This window comes from Atrimonas thermophila, from assembly GCF_045864955.1.
Classification (GTDB): Bacteria; Atribacterota; Atribacteria; order Atribacterales; family Thermatribacteraceae; genus Thermatribacter; species Thermatribacter velox.
This window is the reverse complement of the sequence record NZ_AP028803.1, coordinates 968,905-992,582: the sequence shown is the minus strand read 5'-3', so window position 1 is coordinate 992,582 and position 23,678 is coordinate 968,905. Positions and strand designations below refer to the sequence as shown.

24 protein-coding genes are annotated in these 23,678 nt (G+C 43.1%); all 24 read left to right on the top strand.

Features of this window, described 5'->3' with window-relative positions:
* The first annotated feature begins 5 nt into the window (after positions 1-5).
* Complete coding sequence (tmk, locus tag ACKTT1_RS05190) at positions 6-674, top strand: dTMP kinase (protein WP_369019318.1); 669 nt, start codon at positions 6-8, stop codon at positions 672-674.
* A complete protein-coding gene (locus ACKTT1_RS05185) occupies positions 671-1,009 on the top strand; it encodes a cyclic-di-AMP receptor (RefSeq protein ID WP_369019319.1) in 339 nt (112 codons plus the stop codon). The genes tmk and ACKTT1_RS05185 overlap by 4 nt, the downstream gene beginning before the upstream one ends.
* Before the next feature lie 6 nt (positions 1,010-1,015).
* The gene (gene holB, locus ACKTT1_RS05180) at positions 1,016-2,008 is read left to right on the top strand and encodes a DNA polymerase III subunit delta' (protein WP_412710435.1); all 993 of its coding nucleotides are present in this window, start codon (positions 1,016-1,018) and stop codon (positions 2,006-2,008) included.
* Positions 1,998-2,792, top strand: coding sequence for a stage 0 sporulation family protein (locus ACKTT1_RS05175; RefSeq protein ID WP_412710434.1), 795 nt, complete (start codon positions 1,998-2,000; stop codon positions 2,790-2,792). The genes holB and ACKTT1_RS05175 overlap by 11 nt, the downstream gene beginning before the upstream one ends.
* A 50-nt stretch (positions 2,793-2,842) precedes the next feature.
* Positions 2,843-3,478, top strand: coding sequence for an RNA polymerase sigma factor (locus ACKTT1_RS05170; RefSeq protein ID WP_412710433.1), 636 nt, complete (start codon positions 2,843-2,845; stop codon positions 3,476-3,478).
* A gap of 2 nt (positions 3,479-3,480) precedes the next feature.
* Positions 3,481-3,948, top strand: a complete 468-nt coding sequence (locus tag ACKTT1_RS05165; RefSeq protein ID WP_412710432.1) for an anti-sigma factor family protein — start codon at positions 3,481-3,483, stop codon at positions 3,946-3,948.
* A gap of 63 nt (positions 3,949-4,011) precedes the next feature.
* Positions 4,012-4,917, top strand: coding sequence for a hypothetical protein (locus tag ACKTT1_RS05160; protein WP_412710431.1), 906 nt, complete (start codon positions 4,012-4,014; stop codon positions 4,915-4,917).
* Positions 4,918-4,931: 14 nt separating this feature from the next.
* Positions 4,932-6,332, top strand: a complete 1,401-nt coding sequence (locus ACKTT1_RS05155; protein WP_412710430.1) for a DegQ family serine endoprotease — start codon at positions 4,932-4,934, stop codon at positions 6,330-6,332.
* Positions 6,333-6,353: 21 nt separating this feature from the next.
* Positions 6,354-7,211, top strand: a complete 858-nt coding sequence (gene rsmI / locus ACKTT1_RS05150; RefSeq protein WP_412710429.1) for a 16S rRNA (cytidine(1402)-2'-O)-methyltransferase — start codon at positions 6,354-6,356, stop codon at positions 7,209-7,211.
* Between the two features lie 63 nt (positions 7,212-7,274).
* Entirely contained in the window at positions 7,275-8,033 is a 759-nt protein-coding gene (gene pstB / locus ACKTT1_RS05145) for a phosphate ABC transporter ATP-binding protein PstB (protein WP_412710428.1), read from the top strand.
* Between the two features lie 73 nt (positions 8,034-8,106).
* Positions 8,107-11,724, top strand: a complete 3,618-nt coding sequence (locus ACKTT1_RS05140; protein ID WP_412710427.1) for a tetratricopeptide repeat protein — start codon at positions 8,107-8,109, stop codon at positions 11,722-11,724.
* A gap of 25 nt (positions 11,725-11,749) precedes the next feature.
* A complete protein-coding gene (locus tag ACKTT1_RS05135; protein ID WP_412710426.1) occupies positions 11,750-12,463 on the top strand; it encodes a MotA/TolQ/ExbB proton channel family protein in 714 nt (237 codons plus the stop codon).
* Positions 12,435-12,833 carry an ExbD/TolR family protein gene (locus ACKTT1_RS05130; protein ID WP_369019330.1) on the top strand — a complete coding sequence of 133 codons (399 nt, stop codon included), beginning with the start codon at positions 12,435-12,437 and terminating at the stop codon, positions 12,831-12,833. Before ACKTT1_RS05135 ends, ACKTT1_RS05130 begins: the two co-directional genes overlap by 29 nt.
* A 5-nt stretch (positions 12,834-12,838) precedes the next feature.
* Positions 12,839-14,293 (top strand): DUF3048 domain-containing protein, encoded by a 1,455-nt coding sequence (locus ACKTT1_RS05125; protein WP_412710425.1) that lies wholly within the window; start codon positions 12,839-12,841, stop codon positions 14,291-14,293.
* A complete protein-coding gene (gene lgt, locus ACKTT1_RS05120; RefSeq protein ID WP_412710424.1) occupies positions 14,290-15,057 on the top strand; it encodes a prolipoprotein diacylglyceryl transferase in 768 nt (255 codons plus the stop codon). The genes ACKTT1_RS05125 and lgt overlap by 4 nt, the downstream gene beginning before the upstream one ends.
* Positions 15,026-15,928: a site-specific tyrosine recombinase XerD gene (gene xerD / locus ACKTT1_RS05115; RefSeq protein WP_369019333.1), complete on the top strand. Its 903-nt coding sequence runs from the start codon at positions 15,026-15,028 to the stop codon at positions 15,926-15,928. The genes lgt and xerD overlap by 32 nt, the downstream gene beginning before the upstream one ends.
* Before the next feature lie 23 nt (positions 15,929-15,951).
* The gene (locus ACKTT1_RS05110; RefSeq protein ID WP_369019334.1) at positions 15,952-16,779 is read left to right on the top strand and encodes a purine-nucleoside phosphorylase; all 828 of its coding nucleotides are present in this window, start codon (positions 15,952-15,954) and stop codon (positions 16,777-16,779) included.
* Positions 16,776-17,231 (top strand): COG2426 family protein, encoded by a 456-nt coding sequence (locus tag ACKTT1_RS05105; RefSeq protein ID WP_369019335.1) that lies wholly within the window; start codon positions 16,776-16,778, stop codon positions 17,229-17,231. The genes ACKTT1_RS05110 and ACKTT1_RS05105 overlap by 4 nt, the downstream gene beginning before the upstream one ends.
* 28 nt (positions 17,232-17,259) lie before the next feature.
* Complete coding sequence (mtnA, locus tag ACKTT1_RS05100) at positions 17,260-18,309, top strand: S-methyl-5-thioribose-1-phosphate isomerase (protein ID WP_412710553.1); 1,050 nt, start codon at positions 17,260-17,262, stop codon at positions 18,307-18,309.
* Positions 18,306-19,472: a hypothetical protein gene (locus ACKTT1_RS05095; RefSeq protein ID WP_369019336.1), complete on the top strand. Its 1,167-nt coding sequence runs from the start codon at positions 18,306-18,308 to the stop codon at positions 19,470-19,472. Before mtnA ends, ACKTT1_RS05095 begins: the two co-directional genes overlap by 4 nt.
* Positions 19,473-19,687: 215 nt before the next feature.
* Positions 19,688-20,767: a 4Fe-4S dicluster domain-containing protein gene (locus ACKTT1_RS05090; RefSeq protein ID WP_369019337.1), complete on the top strand. Its 1,080-nt coding sequence runs from the start codon at positions 19,688-19,690 to the stop codon at positions 20,765-20,767.
* Positions 20,752-21,588 (top strand): FAD/NAD(P)-binding protein, encoded by an 837-nt coding sequence (locus ACKTT1_RS05085; protein ID WP_369019338.1) that lies wholly within the window; start codon positions 20,752-20,754, stop codon positions 21,586-21,588. The genes ACKTT1_RS05090 and ACKTT1_RS05085 overlap by 16 nt, the downstream gene beginning before the upstream one ends.
* Positions 21,588-22,352: a cytochrome B gene (locus ACKTT1_RS05080; protein WP_369019339.1), complete on the top strand. Its 765-nt coding sequence runs from the start codon at positions 21,588-21,590 to the stop codon at positions 22,350-22,352. The genes ACKTT1_RS05085 and ACKTT1_RS05080 overlap by 1 nt, the downstream gene beginning before the upstream one ends.
* Positions 22,349-23,674 carry a Ni/Fe hydrogenase subunit alpha gene (locus ACKTT1_RS05075; RefSeq protein WP_412710423.1) on the top strand — a complete coding sequence of 442 codons (1,326 nt, stop codon included), beginning with the start codon at positions 22,349-22,351 and terminating at the stop codon, positions 23,672-23,674. Before ACKTT1_RS05080 ends, ACKTT1_RS05075 begins: the two co-directional genes overlap by 4 nt.
* Positions 23,675-23,678: the final 4 nt, after the last annotated feature.

The window sequence follows — 23,678 nt, the reverse complement described above, 5'->3', positions numbered from 1 at the left end:
AACCAATGCAAAAAGTAGATAAAGGGGTTTTTATAACTTTTGAAGGTATCGAGGGAAGTGGCAAATCTACTCATGCCAGGAAACTCTTTGAACACCTGAGGAGTAGGGGCTACCCTTGCATTTTTACCCAGGAACCAGGGGGCACTCCTTTGGGAGAAAAAATAAGATCTATTCTCTTGAATCCGGAAAGTGGAGATATAGATGCATTTACCGAAGTCCTGCTTTTCGAAGCTTCGAGAAGAGAACACATAACTAAAATTATCCACCCAGCCTTAAAAAAGGGTGAAATAGTGATTTGCGTGCGTTTTAGCGATTCTACATTGGCATACCAGGGGTATGGCAGAAAAATTCCACTGGATACTATAAATTACCTGAATAAACTGGTTACAGAAAACTTGCAACCTGACCTTACCTTTCTCCTTGATGTGACACCAGAGGTTGGTCTCCGCAGGGCTTTTGCGCATACGCCTCGCGAGGAAATACGTTTTGAAAAAGAGTTTGAAAAGAAAGAAAATCTCCTGCACGAAATTAGAGAGGGTTTTTTGGAGCTGGCCAGGAAAAACCCTCATCGAATAAAAGTTATAAATTCCTGCAGACCGAAAGAGAAAGTTTTCGAGGACATAAGAAAAGAGGTTGAAAGCCTCCTAAAGCAAAAAGTGAGTGACTCGAGATGAAACTAACTTCGCTCTTCATATGCGTAGTCCGAGACCAAGATGCCTTAAGGCTGGCGGAAGTGCTTAGAGAAGAAAACATTTCCTTCACCAAGCTTGCTTCCACCGGAGGTTTCTTACGAGAAGGAAACACCACTTTTTTGATAGCTACCGACGAAAAAACTAAAGAAAAGGTCAAACAGCTGGTCCGTACTACCTGTGCCCGACGGGAAGAAACCATCGAGTCCACGTTACCCGTCAACGAACCGCTTGGACCGTATCTGCCCCAAAAAGTAAAGGTGGAGAGAGGAGGGGGAATCCTTTTAGAAATACCCATCCAATACTACGAAAGGTTTTAAAGGAAATTGAGCTGGGAAAACATCGTAGGACATAAATTCCAAAAAGAATATCTTCAAAAGACCGTCGCTTCGGGAAAAATATCCCATGCTTATTTATTTGTGGGAAAAGAGGGTATAGGAAAGAAACTCTGTGCTCTGGAGTTTGCAAAGCTTCTAAATTGTTTTTCTCCTGGTGAAAATGGGTCCTGCGACCAGTGCAAAAGTTGCGTCTCGATTGACAAAGGTGTTCATCCTGATCTTCTAAAACTAACTCCTGAAGGTGAAACTCTGAAAATCGACCAGATACGGGAATTCAACAAATGGATCCACTATAAACCCTTAGAAGCCAGATACCGTGCCGGGATAATCGAAAACATTACCTCCATGACCGAAGAAGCTGCAAACTGCATTCTGAAAACTCTGGAAGAACCGCCTCCGAAAAGCATCATCCTCCTTACAAGTTCTGATATGAGAAACTTGCCCCGTACCTTGCTTTCTCGTTGCAACGTGCTGTATTTTGCACCTTTGCCAGCAAGAACAATCGAGTCTTTCCTGGTCAAAAATCGGAGTATAGCTTCTCAAAAGGCTTTCTCTGTTGCCCAAAAAGCCCAGGGAAGCATAGGAAAAGCCTTGCAAATCCTGGAAAAGGAGGAAGAGCCGTATCGGCTCATCGAAAACTTTTTCGACGGGCTTTCCAGTATCAGCTCCTTGCTATCTATGGGCAGCAAGTTGCTTGCTTCCAAAACCAACTTACAAGAGACCTTATCTCTTCTCGAGCTTTACTTGAGAGACCTGCTCATGTACTCGAGATTCAGGGAAAAAGAGCTACTTTACTTTACCGAACTGGAGGAAAAAATCCTGAAAACCATAGAAGGAAAAGAATTTGACGAGAAAACCGTTTATAATCTCATAGAAAACATCGAACAGCTAAACCGAGATATTAACAGCAACGTCAACCAGGATGTAGCATTGATACACTTTTTGCTCGAGCTTAAGGAGGTAATCCAGGATGCGATATAAAATAGGAATAAAGTTCTACGGAAATACGAAAATCTATCATTTTGATGCAAGAAACTTACCCATTAATCCCGGGGAAAAATGCGTCGTCGAAACCATACTGGGCATGGAAATCGGGGAAGCCATAACTCATCTCATGCCTGCCGACCAGGCAGAAAATCTGAAACCCGTTATAAGAGTCGCAACACCAACCGACCTCAGACAATATGAGTTAAACACGGTTAAAGAAAGAGAGGCTTTCGTAATTGCTCAGCAAAAAATACAAGAATACAAACTACAAATGAAACTTCTGAAAGCCCACTACACGCTCGACCGAAGTAGATTGATTTTTTATTTCGGTGCTGAAGGAAGAATAGACTTTAGACAGCTTGTAAAAGACTTAGCCTCTATCTTTCACACTCGTATCGAAATGAGGCAACTCGGGGTAAGAGATGAAGCGAGAATTGTGGGTGGGTGCGGAATCTGTGGTAGAGAAGTATGTTGCAGTCGTTTCTTATCCAACTTTGAGCCAGTATCGATTAAAATGGCCAAAGAGCAAAATTTGGTCCTCAACTCGGCCAAAATATCGGGGCTTTGTGGGCGGTTAATGTGCTGCCTCAATTTCGAGTATTACCTCTACAAAAAACTGCTCCATCAGTTGCCCCGCAAGGGGAGCAAAATAATTACTCCTCTTGGTGAAGCCAAAGTAATAGAAGTAGATGTAATCCACAGTGCCATTCACCTTGAACTTGAGGATGGCAAAAAAGTCAAAATTCGGGAAGAGGATTATAATCGCTTTTTTCTATAGGAACTTTTATCGAGAAAGTAGATATTATAGTTACAGAATAACATTACTAAATGGTGACTTTTATGATTCCCTTTGCAAAAACAACTGATAGCACGGCCAAAAGCTGTGAGCTGGCTACAGCGGAAAAGCTGTGGTTTGAAAAAAAGATCCAGGAATCCCAGCAAAAAGTACTGGGTTTTGCTTACTATCTGGTTGGCAACTTCGATAAAGCACAGGATTTAGCTCAAGAAGCTTTTTTAAGAGCTTTCAAATATCGTAAAAGCTACAATGCTGACTATCCTTTTGAAACCTGGGTAAACAGCATTCTTTTAAACGTCTATCGCCAGCAGCTTCGAAAGGAAAAGTTATTGAAATTCCTGACACCCAACGAAGGCCTGGAAGACCAGCAACAAGAAACCTGGGATATAGCAAGTCCCCAAAGGGAAAACATTGCAGATCCTGAAAAAGAAACCATGCGCAAGCTGGTGCTTGGAGAAATCAAAAAAATCATAGCAAAACTTCCCTCAGGAATGAAAGAAGTAATTATACTCTGTGACCTGATGGGATACTCTTATGAGGAAGCCAGTAACATTGTTAAATGCCCAATCGGAACCATCCGTTCCCGACTACATAGAGCGCGTAAAAAAGTTAAAAAGGCGATTGAGAATGCTTACGGAGAAGATGTTTTTCTCTTCTGGGGTGATTAACCGTGAACTGCCCAGAAGTGCAGAATAAACTTTCTGCCTTTTTAGACCAAGAACTGCCAATCGACGAATACCAGGCAATTAAAACCCATCTTAAACAGTGTTCGCTATGTACCAGTGAAATGCTGAAAGTGCAGAGGATGAAGAGAGCACTCAGAGATGCTTTTGAAATAAATGCCATACCCCCTTTAAGAGCTCATTTTGTCGCGGAAGAGATTATCAAACGAGCTCGCAAGACAAACACCTTGCAAAATCTGGTATGGATTGCAGCAATCATTGTGACCTCTTTGGTCGTTCTGGGCATATTTAGCTATTTCCAACAAGAAAACTTTAACGCACAGCTTGCCCAGTCTCTCACTGAAATCCACTTTGGACTAAGCACCGAAAGGGCTGAGTTCAACGTCCCTCAGTCTACACAAGGAACCGGGCGCTTGATTGTTCAGGAAATCAAGTTAGTTTCTGAAGGATACTAAACTACAATGCAAACCTTCAGATTAAAAAAATTTACTACAATAGCATTCTTTGTTGGTTTGTTCATGCTTGCTTTATCCGCAAGCTCCTGGGCAAAAATACTTAGCCCAGAAGAAGCGAAGCTTTTTCTGGAAGAAATCCATCACAAACAACACATGCGGAGCTTCTGGAGCTTTTGGAAGGTAGAAAACCTTGTTACCAAAGAAACCTTCTTCTATGAAGTGGCTTTTATAAAAGAAAAGGGGATTCTGTGGAGAAACCTGGGAGAAGAAAATCTTCTTTTTATAGATTCTGAAGGCTGGCGTCACGTCATAAATCTCAAAGAAAACCGAGAAATAGCAATGTATCCCGCCGTGTGCCCCTTTGAATTTCTTGACCTCAATAATCTGGACGCCCTTCTGGATAACTATCTGGTAGAAATGCAATCTGGTTCAATTGCCTTCGTGTCTCGCGAAACTCAAAAAGTGCAGAAAGTCCTTCTCCTGGATAAAGAACACAATGTTAAGGGAGTCTTCAATTTTTCTCCTCAAGGAGAGGCACTGAGCATCGCCCGGCTCGTATATATTGACTTTAGTCCGGATACAAACCAGCTTGCTCAATTAAACACCTGGTCTGTAAAAAACCCGTATCCTGAAGAGCCAGGAGAAAAAGACCGTAAAGAAAAGTATCCTCTTTTTTTCCCGCCAGGTTTTAAACTAAAAAAAGTTTACAAGATAGTCGAAAACGGTCGCATATGGCACTATCTGGTATACACCGATGGACTCTATTTTGTTTCGGTGTTCTACAATCCTTTTCCATTTCTGGTTGAAAAGCGACTATTTTTCCTGAACTCGGTATCCAGATACCTCAAAAAAGGCACCACTACCCTGGTCAAAGAAGAGAAAGGACACTACTTTCTGATCAGTGGTCCTTTTCAGGAAGAATTTCTTAAAAACGTGTTACAGCTTTTCTCTTCTTTAAAATCTCAATAAGGAGGTTGTTGAAATTGAGAAGAAAACTCATTGTCTCAAGCTTGGTGTTGGTAATTTTAATTCTTTCTTTTGTGCAGCCTGTCTTCTCGCAGGTTACCCAGCCCCTGCGAGAAGGAAATGTGGTTGCTGACGTGGTGGAAAAAGTAAGTCCTGCAGTGGTAAATATCAACACTCTGAAGGTGGCTACCTACCGTTCTCCTTTCGCTCCTTTCTTTGAAGATCCGTTCTTTAGATACTTCTTTGGAGACACACCCCAGTATGAACGGAAAGTGCCGGTACGGGGGTTAGGAACGGGTTTTGTATTCCGTTCCGACGGATATATCCTTACCAACAATCACGTGGTTGAAGGAGCTGACGAAATCAAAGTCACTTTCATCGATGGCAAAGAATTCACTGGAAAAGTTGTTGGTGCTGACCCACTCACTGACCTCGCTGTAGTAAAAATAAATGCCAGCGATCTCCCGGTCATTCCCCTCGGAGACTCAGACAAGGCTCGAGTAGGAGAATGGGTTATTGCTATAGGCAATCCCTACGGACTTTCTCACACGGTTACTGTGGGAGTCCTCAGTGCCAAAGGGCGACCCATCCAGTCTGGAGACTCAGGAAGAGAATACGAAAATTTCCTGCAGACTGACGCCGCCATTAATCCGGGAAACAGTGGAGGGCCTTTGCTCAACCTGAAGGGAGAAGTTATAGGTATTAATACAGCCATTTTACCCTATGCTCAGGGTATAGGCTTTGCAGTCCCTATCAACATGGCTAAAGAAATTCTGGACGATCTCATTGAAAAAGGTAGAGTGGTAAGGGCCTGGCTCGGTGTTTACATTCAGGATGTTACTGATGAAATAGCACAAACTTTTGGCCTAAGTGAAGCTAAAGGAGCACTTGTAGCTGACATATCACCGGATAGTCCAGCTGAAAAAAGTGGTATTTTAAGAGGAGACATAATCCTCAAAGTTGATGACCAAGAAATCGATAACGTGACCAAGCTACAACAAACCATACGTTCCCATAAACCAGGCGATAAAGTAACCCTGGAAATCTGGCGCAACAAAGAAATTATCCAGCTTCAGGTTACACTTGGCGAACTCAAGGAAGAGGGCATACCTACTGTATCACCCAGAGCATACTTTGGGATGGAAGTCAGTGAAATCAACCCTGAACTTATCCAGCGCTTTTCTCTGCGCAGGAATGAAGGAGTGGTAATCGTGTCAGTAGAACCCAATGGGCCAGCCGATGAAGCTGGGCTCAGACCTGGTGACGTCATATTAGAGGTTAACCGTCAGCGTATTACCTCTCTTGAAGATTGGTACCAGGCTACTGCTACTATCAAACCCCAGGACGTTGCATTGCTTTTGATTGATCGGGGAGGAAGAACCTACTTTGTACCGGTCCGAGTTGAGGAAAATCGGTAAAAAGAGCACAAAAAAACAGGGATGAAGCGCTTGCAAGATAGGGCGGGGTGGGGCAAAGTTTACTTTTGCCCCACCCCGCTTGGCAATCTCAAAGACATAACCTTAAGAACCTTAGAAACTTTACAAACAGTTGATTTTGTAGCTTGTGAAGACACCAGAGTTACTCTGAAACTACTGAACTACTATCAGATAAAAAAACCTTTATTCAGTTATCACAAACACAATTTCAAGAGCGCTTCACAAAAAATCATAGCCCTTACAAAAGAGGGAAGAAGCATCGCCGTAGTATCAGATGCAGGTACTCCTGGCATTCAGGATCCCGGTGCAGAACTAATTAAGCTGTTAATCCAGGAAGAAATAGCCTTTGAGGTGCTCCCGGGGCCTTCGGCATTGATACTTGCCCTGGTTTACTCTGGTTTTTCCGACCAAAAATTTTTGTTTTTGGGGTTTTTGCCCAGAAACAGGAAAGAGAGAGCAAACTTGCTGAAAAACGCGCTTAACTCGCCCTACACGGTAATCATCTACGAAGCCCCTCACCGGCTTATCAACACCCTCCAAGAAATACTCCAAATCGAAAACAGAGATACGGCTCTTTGTCGAGAACTAACCAAATACCATCAGGAAGTTCTGTATGGAAAAACGGATGAAATCCTGAGGTCTATTGGTTCAAATGAACAGATAAAAGGGGAAATAACCCTGGTCCTGAAAGGGAAAGAAAAAGCGGAATTGGAAACCAGCATTGAAAGCATCGAGCGGATGGTTTCCTTACTGCAAGGTAAGGGGTTGTCCAACCGGGAAATAGTAACCCTGGTCCATGAGGCCTTTCAGATTGGAAGAAACAAAATTAAGAAGTTATTGGAAAAAGAAAAGACAAGTTGATTTCTGAAGCGAAAACTGCTTAAATTTAAGCTGTCCAAGAGAAATAAAACTAAGGGTGGTCAAATGTCTGCTGGAAAAATTTCTATAAAAAATTTTAGCGTTTTTTTTGGAGAAAAACAGGTGTTGTTTGACATCAATCTGGACATACCTGAAAACAAAGTTACAGCGATAATTGGACCTTCTGGATGTGGTAAATCGACGTTGCTGAGAAGCATCAACAGAATGAATGACTTTTTTGAAAACATGAGGATCCAAGGCGAGATAATCTTTGAAAACCAGAACATATATGGAAACGGTGTGGATCCCGTGAAGTTGCGACAGAGAATAGGGATGGTCTTCCAAAAACCCAATCCTTTTCCAAAAAGCATTTTTGAAAACGTGGCTTATGGCTTGAAAATCCAGGGATGGAGAGATAAAAAGGCCATCGCTCAAAGAGTAGAAGAAAGCTTGAAAGCAGCAGCGCTCTGGGATGAAGTAAAAGACCGCCTTCATGGATCGGCACTTTTGCTTTCAGGAGGCCAACAGCAGAGACTCTGCATTGCAAGAGCCATAGCTGTGGAACCGGAAGTATTGCTTATGGACGAACCAGCTTCAGCTCTGGATCCAATTGCTACTGCCCGTATCGAAGAGCTCATAAAAACGTTGAAGGACCAATATACCATAGTCCTGGTAACCCATAACATGCAGGAAGCAGCGAGAACTTCGGATTATACAGCCTTCCTGCTTATGGGTAAACTGGTTGAATTCGGACCAACCCACCAAATTTTTACCAATCCTCAGAAAAAAGAAACCGAAGATTACCTGACCGGACGTTTTGGGTAAGGAGCGCAAAGCTTTGATTTTGTTTTTCTTTCTGAAAAATCAACGAAAAAAACCTTTGTTTACAGGCGTAATTTTGCTGTTAAGCCTGCTTTTTTTGTTTGTTTTTCCCGTCTTTTCCCAAAATCCCCCTAAAATTGCCTGTCTACCTTTTGTAGAAAGAGAAAACAACGAATACGCGCTTGGTTATCTGGTAAGAGATGTGTTTAAAATGGGCCTGGAGCAAAGTGGATATTTTGAGGTATTAAATTCTTTTGAAATCGAAACGTTTCTTGAAGGAATAGACAGTTCGTCCAACGCGTTTCTTACCACCAGCTTTCTGAAGCAAATCAGCAACAAACTCCAGTGTGATTATCTGCTCACAGGTTCAGTTCTTTATAGAGAGGTTAATAACCAGCGGAATCTTATAGTAAGTCCTCGGCTGTTTGTAAAAGCAAATGGCGAAGCAATAAACTTAGCCAGCCAGGTCTTCCAGATGGAGAATCTTTCTCTACTTGGCAAGCACTTCACGGAAGAACTAATCCGAACACTATTTCCCAATGCAGTAATCCAGATAGAATATCCCAGCTTCCAAGAAACGCAAATCCTACCCCTTTATAAAGCAATCACAAAAATGAAAGAAGCCTTAAAAACTTACGACCGAGAATCGCAATTCCCAGATAAACCTCTCTGGCAGGAAGCCTTTGCACTGGCCACTCAAGCCACCCAGAATGCGCCTGAATACCGGGAAAGCTATCTCTATCTTGCTCTGATGTATCACCAGACAGGATGGTTTGCCAAAGAAGCCGAAGCCTGGGAAACATATTTGCATTTACTGGAGCAAGAGAAGGCCAGCACTTCAGTCACCAAAAACCTGCTTGCTACCTATCTGCGACTGGCGAATTTGTATCTCTTTCAGAAAAAATACGACCTTGCCTTGCAGACTCTCAAAAAAGCAGAAGAGCTTGAAGTTGAGTCTTCACAAATCTTACTCCTAAAAGCCAAAATCCTTTACGAAGAAGACAGGATTCAGGAAGCAATAGCCTCACTCAGAAAAATTCTTAACGAAAACCCTCAACATGACGAAGCTCGCTATTTACTGGATTTTTACTCCAAAGCAGAAAAGTTTGGTAAGGAAGCTTATTCCCTTTATGTAGAAGGTTATAAAAGTTATGCTGCAGGAGATCTATTTAAAGCCAGAACCCTGCTTAGCAAAGCAACAGAAATTAATCCCGAAATGAAAGAAGCCTATTACTTTTTAGGGAGAACTCTTTATGACCTTGGTGAATTAGACGAAGCCGAAAAGGTCTGGAGAAAACTCTTGGCATTAGACCCTTTTCATGCTCAAGCCCAGAGGTTTTTGGACAAAACCATCCAGGAAAAAACCTACGGTCGCGAAACACTTCAGAGCTTCAATCGAGGTTTAGAACTCTACCAGAAAGCAGAATACCGTGCGGCCCTTGCTTTTTTTGAAGAAGCAATTGCCAAAAATCCGAGTTTCCAGAAAGCTCACGAATATGCAGCCCGCTGCTACTATTACCTTGGTGAAGAAAAGAGTTACCTTGAAAAAAGACTAAAGAGCATAGAACTGTTAAGCGACCCTAAAGAAAAATCTCGCCAACTATACGACTTGAGTATGGAAATCCTGGGGTGGGGTGACGTCGACCAGGCTTTGATGATTGCCCAAAAAGCGTTGCAAGAAAATCCAGAACTTCATCAGGCATCCCTTTTGATAGGCAACCTTTTGGCTCAAAAAGGAGAGTGGAAAAGAGCGATAGATTTTTATACTCAAGCCAAAGATGATTCTGATGCAAAGCTCCAGGAAGAGGCATTGTGGGGCAGAGCCTTTTGCCTGAGCAAACTCGAGCAGTGGGAAGAAAGCCTTAAGGAGCTGAATGAACTCATAAATAAATTCCCTTACGCAACCTTCATAGAGGAAGCAGAACTGCTCAGACTGGAAGCAGAAGCGAGGACTTTGAAACTGTCGGAGCTTACCGACCATTATCGTCAATTCCAGCTTCGCTTTCCACAGAGTAAATACCTGGACCAGGCAGCTTTCTGGTATGGTTATGCATTTTTCAAGCAAAAAAAATACAGCGAGTGCATCCAGATATACGAAGATCTGTTACAGAAGTTTCCTGAAAGCACCTTTCGTCTGCAAGCAATGGAAATGCTGGGGCTGTGCTATCAGGAAAATAAAAACACTGAAAAGGCTTTGAGCATGTTCAAAGAAATAGGTGGCGAGAAAGGTGCTTTTTATCAGGCCAATGCCTTCTATCAGAAAAAAGATTGGAAAAAGGCCATAGAATATTTCGAAGAATTCCTGAATCAGTATCCAAACAGCGAATTGTCAGCAGAAGCCCAGTTCAAAATTGCTGTTTCCTTGCTTGAAATGGGAGAACTCGACCAAGCCCGGAAGCTCCTCGAAGAAAAGGCTACTACCTTCGAAAACACTTTCCCCGAAGAGTTCTACAAAACCCAGATAAAGCTATATGCTCAGCTGAAAAACTGGGAAAAGGTAACTGTAGCAGGAGAAAAACTCTTACATCGAGAAAGGAAACCTGAAAACCAAAAAGAATACCTTTTAATAATTGCCTGGGCCTATTACCATCTTGGATTGGAAGATAAAGCAAGAGAGCTTGTTGCGCTTGCTGGAGAAGACCCCGAACAGGTCCTGAAAGACCCGGAAAAAGAAGCCCTGGAAAAAGCATCTGTTTTGATTGACCAGCAAAAATATTCGGAAGCACTTGAAGTCCTGAGCAAAGTATCGCCTGATAGTCTTTCCAATTCTCGAAAAGGCATTTTCTTCCTCCTAAAAGGCAAAGCCTTGTACTTCACTGGAGATTTCGAAACTGCAAGATCCGCCCTCGAAGCCGCTCTGGAGCTCCTTCCTCGGGAATTTCAGGAAGAAATTCTGCTCCTTTTGGGAGAAATTAACTACCAGCAAGGAAATCTTGAGAAAGCTATCGAAAACTACCACAGACTTTGTTCAATCAGTCAGGATCCTCTCTACCAGTGGAACCTGGCCAATCTCTACCACCAAAAAGGTGACTACCAGAAAAATCAGGAACTGTTGCAAAAGCTTAAAGACACACCCGAGTATGCCGAAAAAGCCTATCTCATGCATCTTGAAGAGCTCTACATGCAAAAAGAGTACACCCGCTTCTTGCAGGAAGCGCTTTCTTTTACTCAGCACTTTCCACAAAGTCTTGAGCGTGAGAAAGTGCTTTACTTCAGCGTATGGTCTGCATACTACCTTGGCGATGAAAAACAGGTCGAAGAACTAATCAAAGAATATCGAGGTCTTTTCCCCGAAGGAAAATATTATCAGGAACTTAGCTCACTACTTGCTGATATTCATATACTCCAGGAAAATTATCAACAAGCAATACCAATTCTTGAAGAGCTGGTGCAAAGAGCTGTTTCTTCAGAGGAAAAACTCTATACTTATTACCGATTGGGTAGTATATATCTTAAAATGGACCATCCAGAAAGGGCAATCGATTTTTTGAATCCGGTTCTCGAGCTTCGCCCGGAAGAATCCACAAATTCGGAGCTCTGGGAAAAGACAGTATATCTCCTGGGTGTAGCTTTAGAGCTAAAGGGGGACCTTGTAAGGGCAAGAGAAGTATACCATGAGCTTGCTCAAAAAGCGCAAAGTGAGCAATGGAGAGAAAAAGCAAACCAGCGGATAGCTGTTCTGGAAGAAAAATAAGCGAAATTTTCAGGAGGTTTGAGATATGCAGATTTTCTCGATAGTCACCAAGGGTGGCTACATAATGTATCCTATACTTGTCTGCTCGGTAATTTTTCTTGCGGTTACCATAGAGCGATGGTACGTTTTACGCAGTACCCGTGAAAAGCACCGGAGATTTTTTAAATCAATAAGAAAATCCCTGATTCAGCGTGACCTATCTTCGCTGGTGGACTTGAGCCAGAAAAACCCCTGTATTGCATCCAAAATTATCCTTTCAGGCCTCAAAAGATATTTTGCAGGCTATCCTCGAGAAGCGAGGGAAGCCATGGAAACAGCAGCTTTGCAGGAACTCCCTTACCTGGAAAAACGATTGAATACCCTGGTGACTATCGCTAATATTTCCCCTCTTCTGGGGTTGCTCGGCACAGTAACCGGTATGATTAAAACTTTCAACATCATTTCAGCTATAGGCGTGGGCAGACCCGCTGAAATGGCCAGTGGTATCTCTGAAGCCTTAATCACAACTGCCGCTGGTCTATCGGTAGCCATACCAACCATCATAGCCCATCATTATCTTTCCAACACTGCGGAAAGCTTAATGAACGAAATTGAAAGAGTCAGCGGTGAAATCTTAGAAATAATTGAGGAAGAAGCCGGACTACTCCCTGGAACAGTTTCTTCCAGAGAAAAACTTCAAAAAGAGGATCAAAATGTTTCAGTTTCGACGAATGAAGAAAAAATCGAAACCAGAAGTTAATATGACACCGCTGGTGGATGTAATCCTCCAGCTGGTGATTTTCTTCATGGTAACCACCACCTTTATAAGCATCGAAACCGGGGCACAGGTCAATCTTCCCACTGCTGAATTTTCACAACTTGGAGAGGCAAAAACTCTTACCGTAACCATTACCGAAGACAACCGTCTTTTCATTAATGGTTCGTTTGTAACCTGGGAAGACTTTCCTAATCTCCTTGTGGTAGAGTTACGCAAGGAACCAGGTGCTACAGTAGTCATCGAAGCGGATAAAAATGTGTTACACGGTAGAGTAGTGCAGGTTATGGACATCCTCAAAAGAGCTGGCGCTCAAAAAATGGCCATAGCCACCAGACCTCCTGAAAAAGAGTGATCCCAATGCTTGACGAAAAACGAGTATGGTCCTTTGCCCTCTCCATTTCCATCCTTATAAATATAGCCGTTATAGCAGTGGCTTCAGTTTACTGGCTTTCCTATCGCTATCTTCCCAAGCCAGAAGAAGTGGTTGTGGTAGAACTTCTGGAATTGCCAGCCGAAGAAGCGCCAGCAAGCTTGAAACCTGAGGAAGCTCAGGAAGTTGCCGAATTGAAACCTCAAATAACACCTTCAGAGGAAAGTATAGAGCAACCACCCCAAACTATTGAAGAAGAAATTTCCACCAATGTGGAATCAAATAAACCCCAGACCCAGCTCCCTAAACCAGAAATTGAACTACCACCGGCAGAACTGACTCTGGCAAGGTCTTCACCTTCAGGAGCAGAACTGCTGACCAAAGGCGAGGAAATCAAGATTGAAGAAAAACTTCAGAAACAGAGCATACCTTCAACCGAAGTTATCAAAAGTAAAATAGAAGAAGCTGGCACTTCACCACTGCTTGCCAGAATCGCTGAACGCACAACTCAGGAAGTGGAAAGTACTGCTGGCAGAAATCTTCTTATGGGAGATGTTACTCCACCCACTTCCGACGTCGAAAAAAAGTCTCCTTTCACGCAAAGGCCTTTCGCAATAATCGTGGAAAATGCTCCAGCAGCCCGTCCCCAATCAGGACTGAGCCAGGCCGATATCGTTTACGAAATCATGGCAGAAGGTGGAATTACCAGGTTTCTGGCCATATTTCAATCAGAAGATGCTGAAAAAATAGGGCCACTGCGTAGCGCAAGGCCTTACTTTGTAATGAAAGCAGCAGAGCATAATGCTGTGTTGGTACATTGTGGGGGAAGTGTGGAAGCTTACACTTATCTCCAACAGCTTGCCCTGGACCATATTGATGAAATGAAAAACTTCCGGGCTTTCTGGCGCAGTAAAGACCGCAATCCACCCCACAACTTATATACTTCCTTAGCCTCTCTTAAGGAAGAAAGTAACAGACTGGGTTATAGTAAGCCAGCTCTGGCTACTTACTTTCCGGTATCTGGCAATATAAAAATCGTTGATGAAACTTTTCCCTCAGCACGAAAAATAGAAATTCACTATACTGGTAGTTACCAGGTAGCCTTTGAATACGATCCATCAAAAAATGTCTACCTCAGAAGAGTGAATGGAGAAACTCACATTGATGCCTTAAATGGTAATCCAATAACTGCCCGAGTAGTGATCGTCCAAGTCACCAAACAAGCAGTGAAAGACGAAGAAGGCAGACTGGCGATAAACTTCGTAGGCAAGGGCAAGGGCTGGGCCTGTTTCCAAGGCAAACTGATTCCGATAACCTGGTCCAAACAAACTCTGGAAGGCAAAACGAACTACTACCTGGAGAATGGAGAAAAACTGGTCATACCCCCTGGGAAAATATGGATAGAAGTAGTAGATGAAAAAACAAAGGTGGTGTTCCAATGAGACGCATACTTTTTTATCTGGGCTCTCTACCAGTGTATTCATACGGTGTAATGCTGGGTGTTGCTTTCCTGGTCGGGGTCATTTATGCCATGAAAAGGGCTCAGAAATATCAGGTTTCTCAGGAAACAGTTGTTGAAGTAAGTATCCTTGCCATCTTAGGAGCCATTTTGGGATCTCGAATAACCTACGTCATCCTTAATTGGGAACTGTATAAAAATAATTTCTGGCACATCTTCAACATCAGAGAAGGAGGATTAACTTTTTTAGGGGGGCTAATTGGAGGGTTGCTTTTAGTTTTACCCTACCTTTATCTTAAAAAGCAGTCTCTCTTAAAGTTATTCGACATTTTTTCACCACCACTTGCTTTGGGGTATGCCATTGCCAGAATAGGCTGTTTTTTAAACGGATGCTGTTATGGAAGGGTTTGTGCTTTTAGCTCTTTTCCTCTGGGGGTGCACTTTCCTCACCTTTCCGGCTTTCGCTACCCCACTCAAATATATTCTTCCCTATATTCTTTAATCATCCTCTTTGTGCTACTTCGCCTTGAGCGAAAGAAACCGTTTGAGGGAGCGCTCTTTTTTGACTACTTATGGCTTTATGGAATCGCTCGTTTTCTGATAGAATATTGGCGAGATGAACCCTTCGCTATTGCAGGTTTATTTACCGAGGCGCAACTGGCCAGCATTTTCTTGATTATCGCTGGACTCTTTTTAAAAAGGGTAATAAAAAGCTATGTCTCCAGGAAACCTTCAAGAAGCAATTGAGGCCTTTCTCGATTTTCTTTACTGGGAAAAACGAGTTTCTGAAAACACACTGTGTTCTTATGAGAACGACTTGAAAGCCTTGCACGGTTTCTTAATTAAGAGACAGATTACCTCTTTAGAAGAACTTACCTTAAAAGATCTGGAAGAATTTATAACCTGGCAGTATAGAGCAGGACATACTTCTACTACCTTAGCCAGGCGTATTTCTGCGCTGAGATCTTTTTTTGCTTTTCTACTCAAAAAAAATCTGGTCAAAGAAAATCTTGCGCGTTCACTCGATACCCCAAAAATAGGGAGAAAAATACCCCAGGTACTCACTCTTGCTGAAATAGAAGCAATTCTAACTCTCCCTGATACCACCAAACCCTCAGGATTGAGAGACAAAGCCATACTGGAGCTCCTCTACAGTAGCGGCCTGAGGGTAAGTGAACTGGTGAATCTTGAATTCTCACACCTCGACCTTCAAAACCGCATGCTACGCCTTTGGGGCAAGGGATTTAAGGAAAGAATCGTACCTTTTGGAGAGGAGGCAAAAGCAGCAATTGAAGCCTATCTGGCAGGGGGAAGGCCTCACTTTCTAAAAGGGAAACCCAGTAATTTTGTTTTCCTGGGGCCTTCCGGGAAACCGATAACTCGTCAGAGTGTGTGGAATATGATAAAGCGTTATACCCGTAAAGCCGGTATAACAAAGAACGTGACACCTCATACTTTGCGGCACACTTTTGCAACCCATATCCTTGAAAACGGAGCCGACTTGCGTATAATTCAGGAATGTCTTGGACACAGCGACATCTCCACAACTCAAATTTATACCCACATAACCAGGAAGGTCTTGCAAGAAGCTTACGATAAACACTTCCCAAGAAAATAAAATAACAAGGAGTGATATGAATAATGGAAAACCTGAAAGCCAAAATTCAAGAAACCAGCGCTTTTATTAAAGAAAGAACCAGACTAAATCCCAGAATAGGAATCATCTTGGGAACAGGCCTCGGTGCCCTGGTTGATGACATTGAAATAGAAAGAGTCATTCCCTACCAGGAAATACCCAATTTCCCAGTATCCACAGTAGAAAGCCACCAGGGAAACCTGGTACTGGGAAACCTTTCTGGAAAAGCAGTGGTCGCCATGCAGGGAAGATTCCACTACTACGAAGGATACACCATGCAACAAATAACTTTCCCAGTAAGAGTTATGAAGGCTCTGGGCATAGAAGTGCTCATCATAAGCAACGCAGCAGGCGGTATGAATCGAAACATGAAAAAAGGAGACTTGATGATTATTACCGATCACATAAATCTACTGGGAGATAATCCCCTTCGGGGGCCCAACGATCCTGAACTTGGACCGCGTTTCCCGGATATGTCGCAAGCTTACGATAAAGAACTCCGAGAATTGGCCCTGAACATAGCCATAGAAAAAGGATTTTATGTACACCAGGGAGTTTATGTTGCTCTCCCTGGACCCAATCTGGAAACTCCAGCAGAATACCGATTCCTGATCACCATTGGCGCAGATGCTGTTGGTATGTCAACCGTTCCTGAGGTTATTGTAGCCAGACATGCAGGAATAAGAGTGTTTGGAATCTCTTGCATAACTGATTTGGCCATCGATGGAGTAGTAGAACCAGTTAACTTTGAAGAAATTGTAGAAGCAGCAAACCAAGCAGAACCAAAACTGACAACCATAATAAAAGAACTTGTAGCACGCATTCAACTATGATAGAAGGAGTCCTTAAGACAGCGCTGATAGCCAGCTTACCCATCAGCGAACTGCGTGGAGCCATTCCTTATGGCATTCTGGTGCAAAAATTACCCTGGGTTTTAGTCATAACAGTGTCAGGAACAGCAAACCTAATTCCTTTTTTCATAGTTATGAATCTTGCTCCAAGTTTTGAAGCCTGGATTGCCCGAAACGCATATTTCAAAAAGAGCTGGCTCAAAATACTTGAGAGCACTCGCAAAAAAATCGCGCCTTACCAAAAATTTGGCAAATGGGGGATATTGTTTTTTGTGGGTATACCTCTGCCTTTTACAGGAGTATGGACAGGTTCGCTGGCCTGCTGGTTAATGGGCTTCTCGATTAAAGAATCTCTGGCTTACGTTTCAGGAGGCATCCTTATGGCAACAGTAATCGTTGCCACAGCAACAAAACTGGGAGGACAAATACTTTAACACCTTAAGAAAGGAAGGTGCAATAGTGATAAAACCTGTAGAATGGATAGGAAACGCTTTACGCTACCTCGATCAGACCCTTCTCCCCACTCAAGAAGTCTTTCGAGAAACCACAGACTTCAGAGAGGTAGCTGAAGCCATAAAATCTCTCCGCATAAGGGGTGCTCCCCTGATTGGAATAAGCGCTGCTTATGGCCTATGTCTGGGAGCGCTTGAAGGTACCACCAGGCAAAACGATTTTTATCCCTTTTTAGAAAGGGTAGATTCGATTCTTCGATCCACCAGACCCACCGCAGTAAACCTTTTCTGGGCACTGGACAGAATGAAAAAAATCTGGCAAGAAGCTCAAAAAAACGCCACACTCCCAGAAGAGACGTGTTCCAGGTTAATTGAAGAAGCTACAACAATAGAACGAGAAGATGAAGCAATGAACCGGAAAATTGCGAAACTCGGTGCAAGCCTCATACAGGATGGAGACGTAATTCTCACCCATTGTAATGCCGGTGCACTTGCCTGTGGTGCCTGGGGAACCGCGTTGGGTGCGATTTACTGGGCACAGCTAAAAGAGGGCAAAAAAATTCAGGTTTATGCCGATGAAACCAGGCCACTACTCCAAGGGGCTCGGCTTACCGCCTATGAGCTTACCCGAAATGGTGTTCCCACCAGAGTAATCTGCGACAACATGGCAGCCTTCATGATGCAACAGGGGAAAATCAACAAAATCATTGTGGGAGCAGACCGAATTGCAACCAATGGAGACACAGCAAACAAGATAGGAACCTACTCACTCGCTGTGCTCGCCAGATATCACAACATACCATTTTATGTAGCAGCGCCAACTTCAACAATTGATTTCGAGATTGTCGAAGGATCGCAAATACCCATTGAAGAAAGAAACGCGGCCGAAATAAAATACTGGAAAGAGCACCAGATAGTGCCTGAAAAAGCAGAGGTAGAAAATCCAGCCTTTGATATCACGCCAAACACCTTAATAACAGCCATCATAACCGAGCAAGGCATTCTATATCCGCCCTTTCAAGAAAAAATACTTTCGATAAGGAGGAAGATTGAAAGATGAATAACCGAGAAGAACGATTAATTACTGCGGAAAAAATAGAGGAAATCTTAAAATACCGTCCTCAAAAAGGATGGGTTACCTCCTTTTATCTGAACATCGACCCCCGATTTATCGTTGCTGAAAAATTTAAAAAAGTCGCTCAAAACGTATATCGAGAAAAACTGGCAGAATTAAAATCTGGAGACGTCGCAGAAGAAAGAGTACGCCAGTTTGAGAGAGACTTCAGCCAGATAAACCAGTTTCTGGAAGAAAAACTTGAAATAAAAGGGAGAACCAGGGGGATAGCAGCTTTCGTTAACTCAGAAGAAAACTTATTTAGGGTGTTTCTTTTACCCCAAGCAGCGAAAAACCAAATCATCTTTGACCCTGACCCTTATTTAAGACCACTAACTGCCATTCTCGATGAGTACCATCGTCTTCTGGTGGCAATTGTAGACCACCGTGATGCCCGCCTGTTTGAAGTTTATATGGGCGAGATTATGGAGCACGAAGAGCATAAAACGAATATCCGAGGGAAAATCAAAGAAGGAGGATGGTATGGGTTAGAAGAGAGAAGGATAGAAAGAAAAATAGAAAATCAGATCCTACAACACTATAAAGAAGTTGCTTTTGCCTGCATGGAACACTTCCGCAAGGGCCACTTTGACTATTTACTGGTAGGAATAAAGAAAGAAGATTATCCAGCTTTTCTTAACCTATTGCACTCTTACCTCCGTACCCGAGTAAAGGGACGACTAAATCTTAACCCCAAAGACCCCATCAACGTGATCATCGAAGAAGCACTTAAAGCTGAACAAAACATTGAAACAGAAGAAGACAACCAGATACTACAAGAACTCATAGAAAAAATTGGCAACGATGATCTAGCAACCAGTAGTTTACCAAATGTTTTAAGAGCTTTACACTTTGGAGCTTGCCAGATGGTGGTAGTAGATGAAGACCTTACTCAGGAAGGCTTTGTTTGCCCCCAGTGTCACTACATAACTCTGGAGAAAAGTGATTGTCCACTATGTAACCTTCCACCCGTTGAAGTTGAAGACATCATTGATGAAATCATCGCAGAAGTTCTTCTCCAAGGTGGAGAAGTAAAATACATAAAAACCGATAATCCTCTACTTGAAAAAATTCAGAGAATCGGAGCCTTTTTACGCTTCAAAGTCTAAAAAAGGAAAAGGGCAACCGCCGTTTCCTGGATTGGAACAACCCAGCTATGGTTGCCCTTTTCCTTTCGCACTAAAATTTCTACCTTTAGACTATTACCAAACCTGACAAAAATAAAAAACGAGAGCCTTATTCCTCGCATAAGTTAGTCCCGGAATATTTTCAGTGCATAACCTGTTTTTTTTCTATAAAACCACCCATGGGGGGTTTGATAGATTTGAGATATCTCGTCCTTCAAAAAGAGCACTTTGGAGCGTTTATCGAGCACCTCAATTTAATATCCAAAGTAGTAGCTCCAGTCAGGAAAGACCAAAAAACAAACCAGTTTTCTTTTGAAGAAGTAAGTCAAGCAGAAGAAATAGCTCTTAATTATATTCCCACCATACTTCCTCCAAAAAAGTACTTCATGCCTCAATACGAAACGCTGGCCGAATACGATGCCAGTCGAGGACAAAATATGCAACCAGTTGTGGAAGTTGAAAAACTTATTCTCTTTGGAGTACACACCTGTGATCTTGCAGGAATTCAATGTCTTAACGTAGTTTTCAACGACCGCCCTAAAGATATCAATTACCTCATTCGCAAAGGGTACATAACCCTTATAGGCCTGGAGTGCAATAACTATTGCGATAGCTTTGCATCGTGTGGCCTAATGGGTACTTTTCTCCCTCAAGGCGGATACGACCTCTTCTTCACTGACCTTAACGACTACTTTATGGTACACATCGCCACCCAGAAGGGGGAAGAACTGATTAAAAATTTTCAATTTTTCACAGATCCGGCACCAAAACACTTTAAAGACCTACAACATCTTCGAGAAAAAAAACAAGACACCTTCGAGCCTGAAGTCCCTATAGACCGCAATCTGATACCCAAAATGTTTGCAGAAGGCTTTGAAGCCAAGGTTTGGGAAGAAATTGGCAACCGCTGTCTTTCCTGCGCAAACTGCACCAATGTATGTCCTACCTGTTATTGTTTCGATGTAATGGATGTGCCCAATCTGGACCTCAAGACCGGCAAGCGCATCCGCGTGTGGGACTCTTGTCAAAACGAACCCTTTGCGAAAATTGCCAGTGGAGAGAGCTTTCGCGCTCTACGTTCAGACCGCAAACGTCATCGCTTCAATCGAAAATTCTCTTACCCAGTCAAAAGGTATAATAAGTTCTTCTGTACAGGGTGTGGACGGTGCAGCAGAACTTGCATGGCAAAGATAGACCTTAAAGAAACCATAACCCAACTGGCTCAAGAAACTGGTTACCTCCACACAAAGGAGGGAAAAGTATGGACAAGCTCTTGATAAGTCATACTGGCTATGAAGTAAAAGAAGCCACCATAGTACGTACTTCAAGGCTGACCAGCCAAGATAAGTTATTCGAAATCGCTCTACCGGAAGGAGAAATACTGGACTTTGAGCCCGGACAGTTTGTAGAAGTATCCCTGAGAGGTGTTGGAGAAGCACCTATCTCCATATGTTCCTCGCCTACCCACAGAAACAGTTTTGAGCTGTGCGTCAGAGCTGTGGGAAGACTCACCAGGGCCCTACATCGACTTGAAGCCGGTGACAACATAGGTATTAGAGGACCCTTTGGAGTGGGCTTTCCAATTACCAAGTTAATAGGTCATGATCTCTTGATGGTTGCCGGTGGTATAGGCATCGCGCCTTTAAGGTCTCTCATCAATTACGTTATGGACAATCGTCGAGATTTTGGTAAGGTTCAGGTACTTTTTGGCTGCAAAAATCCCCAAAACATGCTTTTCAAGGATGAAATCACAACCTGGCAACAAAGACTGGATGTCAACTTTAGCTGTACAGTTGACGAAGCAGACCCGGAATGGATGGGGAACGTCGGCGTAATAACCACGCTAATTCCCAACGTGGACATTGACCCAGAGAATACGTTTGCAGTGATAGTTGGTCCTCCTGTAATGTACCGTTTCGTAATTGCAGAACTGCTTAAAAAGGGGGTTCCTGAAGAGCACATCGTGCTTTCCTTAGAACGCCACATGAAATGCGGTCTTGGCAAATGCGGGCATTGCCAAATTCACGATATTTATTGCTGTCAGGACGGCCCGGTATTTTTTTATAGCCGCATTAAAAACCTGAAAGGGGCGATATAATGAAACCTCCCAAGGTAGCCTTTTTTGACTTCACTTGTTGCGAAGGCTGTCAGCTTCAGGTCGCTAACTTTGGTGAATCATTGCTTTCTATTCTGGAAATCATAGATTTAGTAGAATTTCGAGAAGTAATGAGCGAAAAGTGGGACGGTGTTTATGATATAGCCATAGTTGAAGGTAGCATTACCACCCCACACGATGTAGAGAGAATAACCAAAATTCGTCAAAGGTCGAAAACGCTCATCGCTTATGGTTCCTGCGCGACTATTGGGGGAATTAACGGCATAAAAAATAACTTTTCTCTCGAAGAAATAAAGAAATACGTTTACGGAGATAGTGCTCAGCTTTTCGAAACTCTGCCTACCAGGCCTTTACATGAAGTGGTGGAAGTAGACTACTTTGTCCACGGCTGTCCGGTATATCCTCCAGAGTTTGTAGAAGTTCTCAAATGCGCCCTCTCTGGACTTCCTTACCATGTCCCGGACGTAGCAGTCTGTGTAGAATGTAAATTCAACGAAAATGTCTGCTTCTACGAAAAGGGTATCACCTGCCTGGGGCCCATCACTCGAGCTGGTTGCAACTCATGGTGTATCAATAACGGAAATATTTGTTACGGATGTCGGGGCATGGTGTCTAATCCCAATGAAAAAGGCTTCCAGGAGGTTCTCAAGCAATACAACATCGACCTGAATTTCATCGTTAAAAGAATGGACATGTACAACACCTGTCGCCTAAAACAAAATTTGCAGGGTGGGATTCAAAAATGAGCAAGAGTTTTAATGTCAACTTAGAATATTTAACTCGTGTTGAAGGGCATGGAAACATAGTAATCAATGTACGAGACGGCTCTCTAGAAGAATGTCGCTTAGAGATTGTGGAGTCACCACGCTTCTTTGAAGGTATGTTGCGCGGACGTTCAGTATTCGAAGTGCAACATATTACGTCCCGCATATGTGGAATATGTGCTTGCAGTCACTCCCTGGCGTCAATCCAAGCAGCCGAAGATGCTATAGGATTTACGCCCAGCGAGCAAACCGTAAAATTAAGAAAACTACTTATGGATCTCGAGATATTAGACAGCCATATTCTACACATTTACCTCCTGGCCCTGCCTGACTTTCTGGGAGTCAAAAGCTTCGTCCCACTTATAGACACGCATAACCAGACCGTGAAACGTGCTCTAAGAATGAAAAAAACCTGCAACCAAGTATGTGATATCCTGGTTGGAAGGCATGTACATCCTATATCCTGCACTGTAGGTGGATTTACAAAACTCCCTCGGGAAAAAGACCTTGAAACAATGCTTGAGTTACTTGAAGGAATGACCAAAGACCTCGAAGAAACCGCAGAACTAATGAACCAGTTGTCTTTCCCCCAGTTTGAACGCGATACCGAGTATGTGGCCTTAGTTTCAGAAGATGCAGAATATCCTCTACTTCAGGGAAGCGCTATTGGGTCCTCGGAAGGCATAACAGTCGACAAAAAAGACTACCAGAAAGTAACCAATGAGTTTGTGGTACCTTACTCAACGGCAAAGCGTACCAAGTGGAACCGTGAGTCATACATGGTTGGCGCCCTGGCACGCCTTAATCTGAACTACTCCAAATTGCACCCCAAAGCCAAAGAAGTAGGTGATGCACTGGGCATGAACCGCAAAATTACAAATCCTTACCTCAATACCCTTGCCCAGGTTGTAGAATGTTTCCACTGTTTGTACCACGGTATGGATATCATCAAAGAGCTCATGCGAGATGGCATTAACTACGATGAGGAAATCGTGGTAGGCCTCAATGAGAAAAAAAACATTCCCGTAAAAGCAGGCAGTGGAGTAGGTGCAGTGGAAGCGCCACGAGGAATTCTTTTCCATCACTACCAGGTAGATGACAATGGGCATATTACAGACGCGAATTGCATAATACCCACCGCCCAAAATCTCCAGAATATTGAATATGATATGAGGAAATTAATTCCAGAAATCCTTGAAAAAGACGAAGAGGAAATAGTCCACAGGCTGGAAATGCTGGTCAGGTCTTATGACCCCTGTATATCTTGTTCAACTCATTTTCTCAAGGTAAGTTTTGTAAAATAATGGC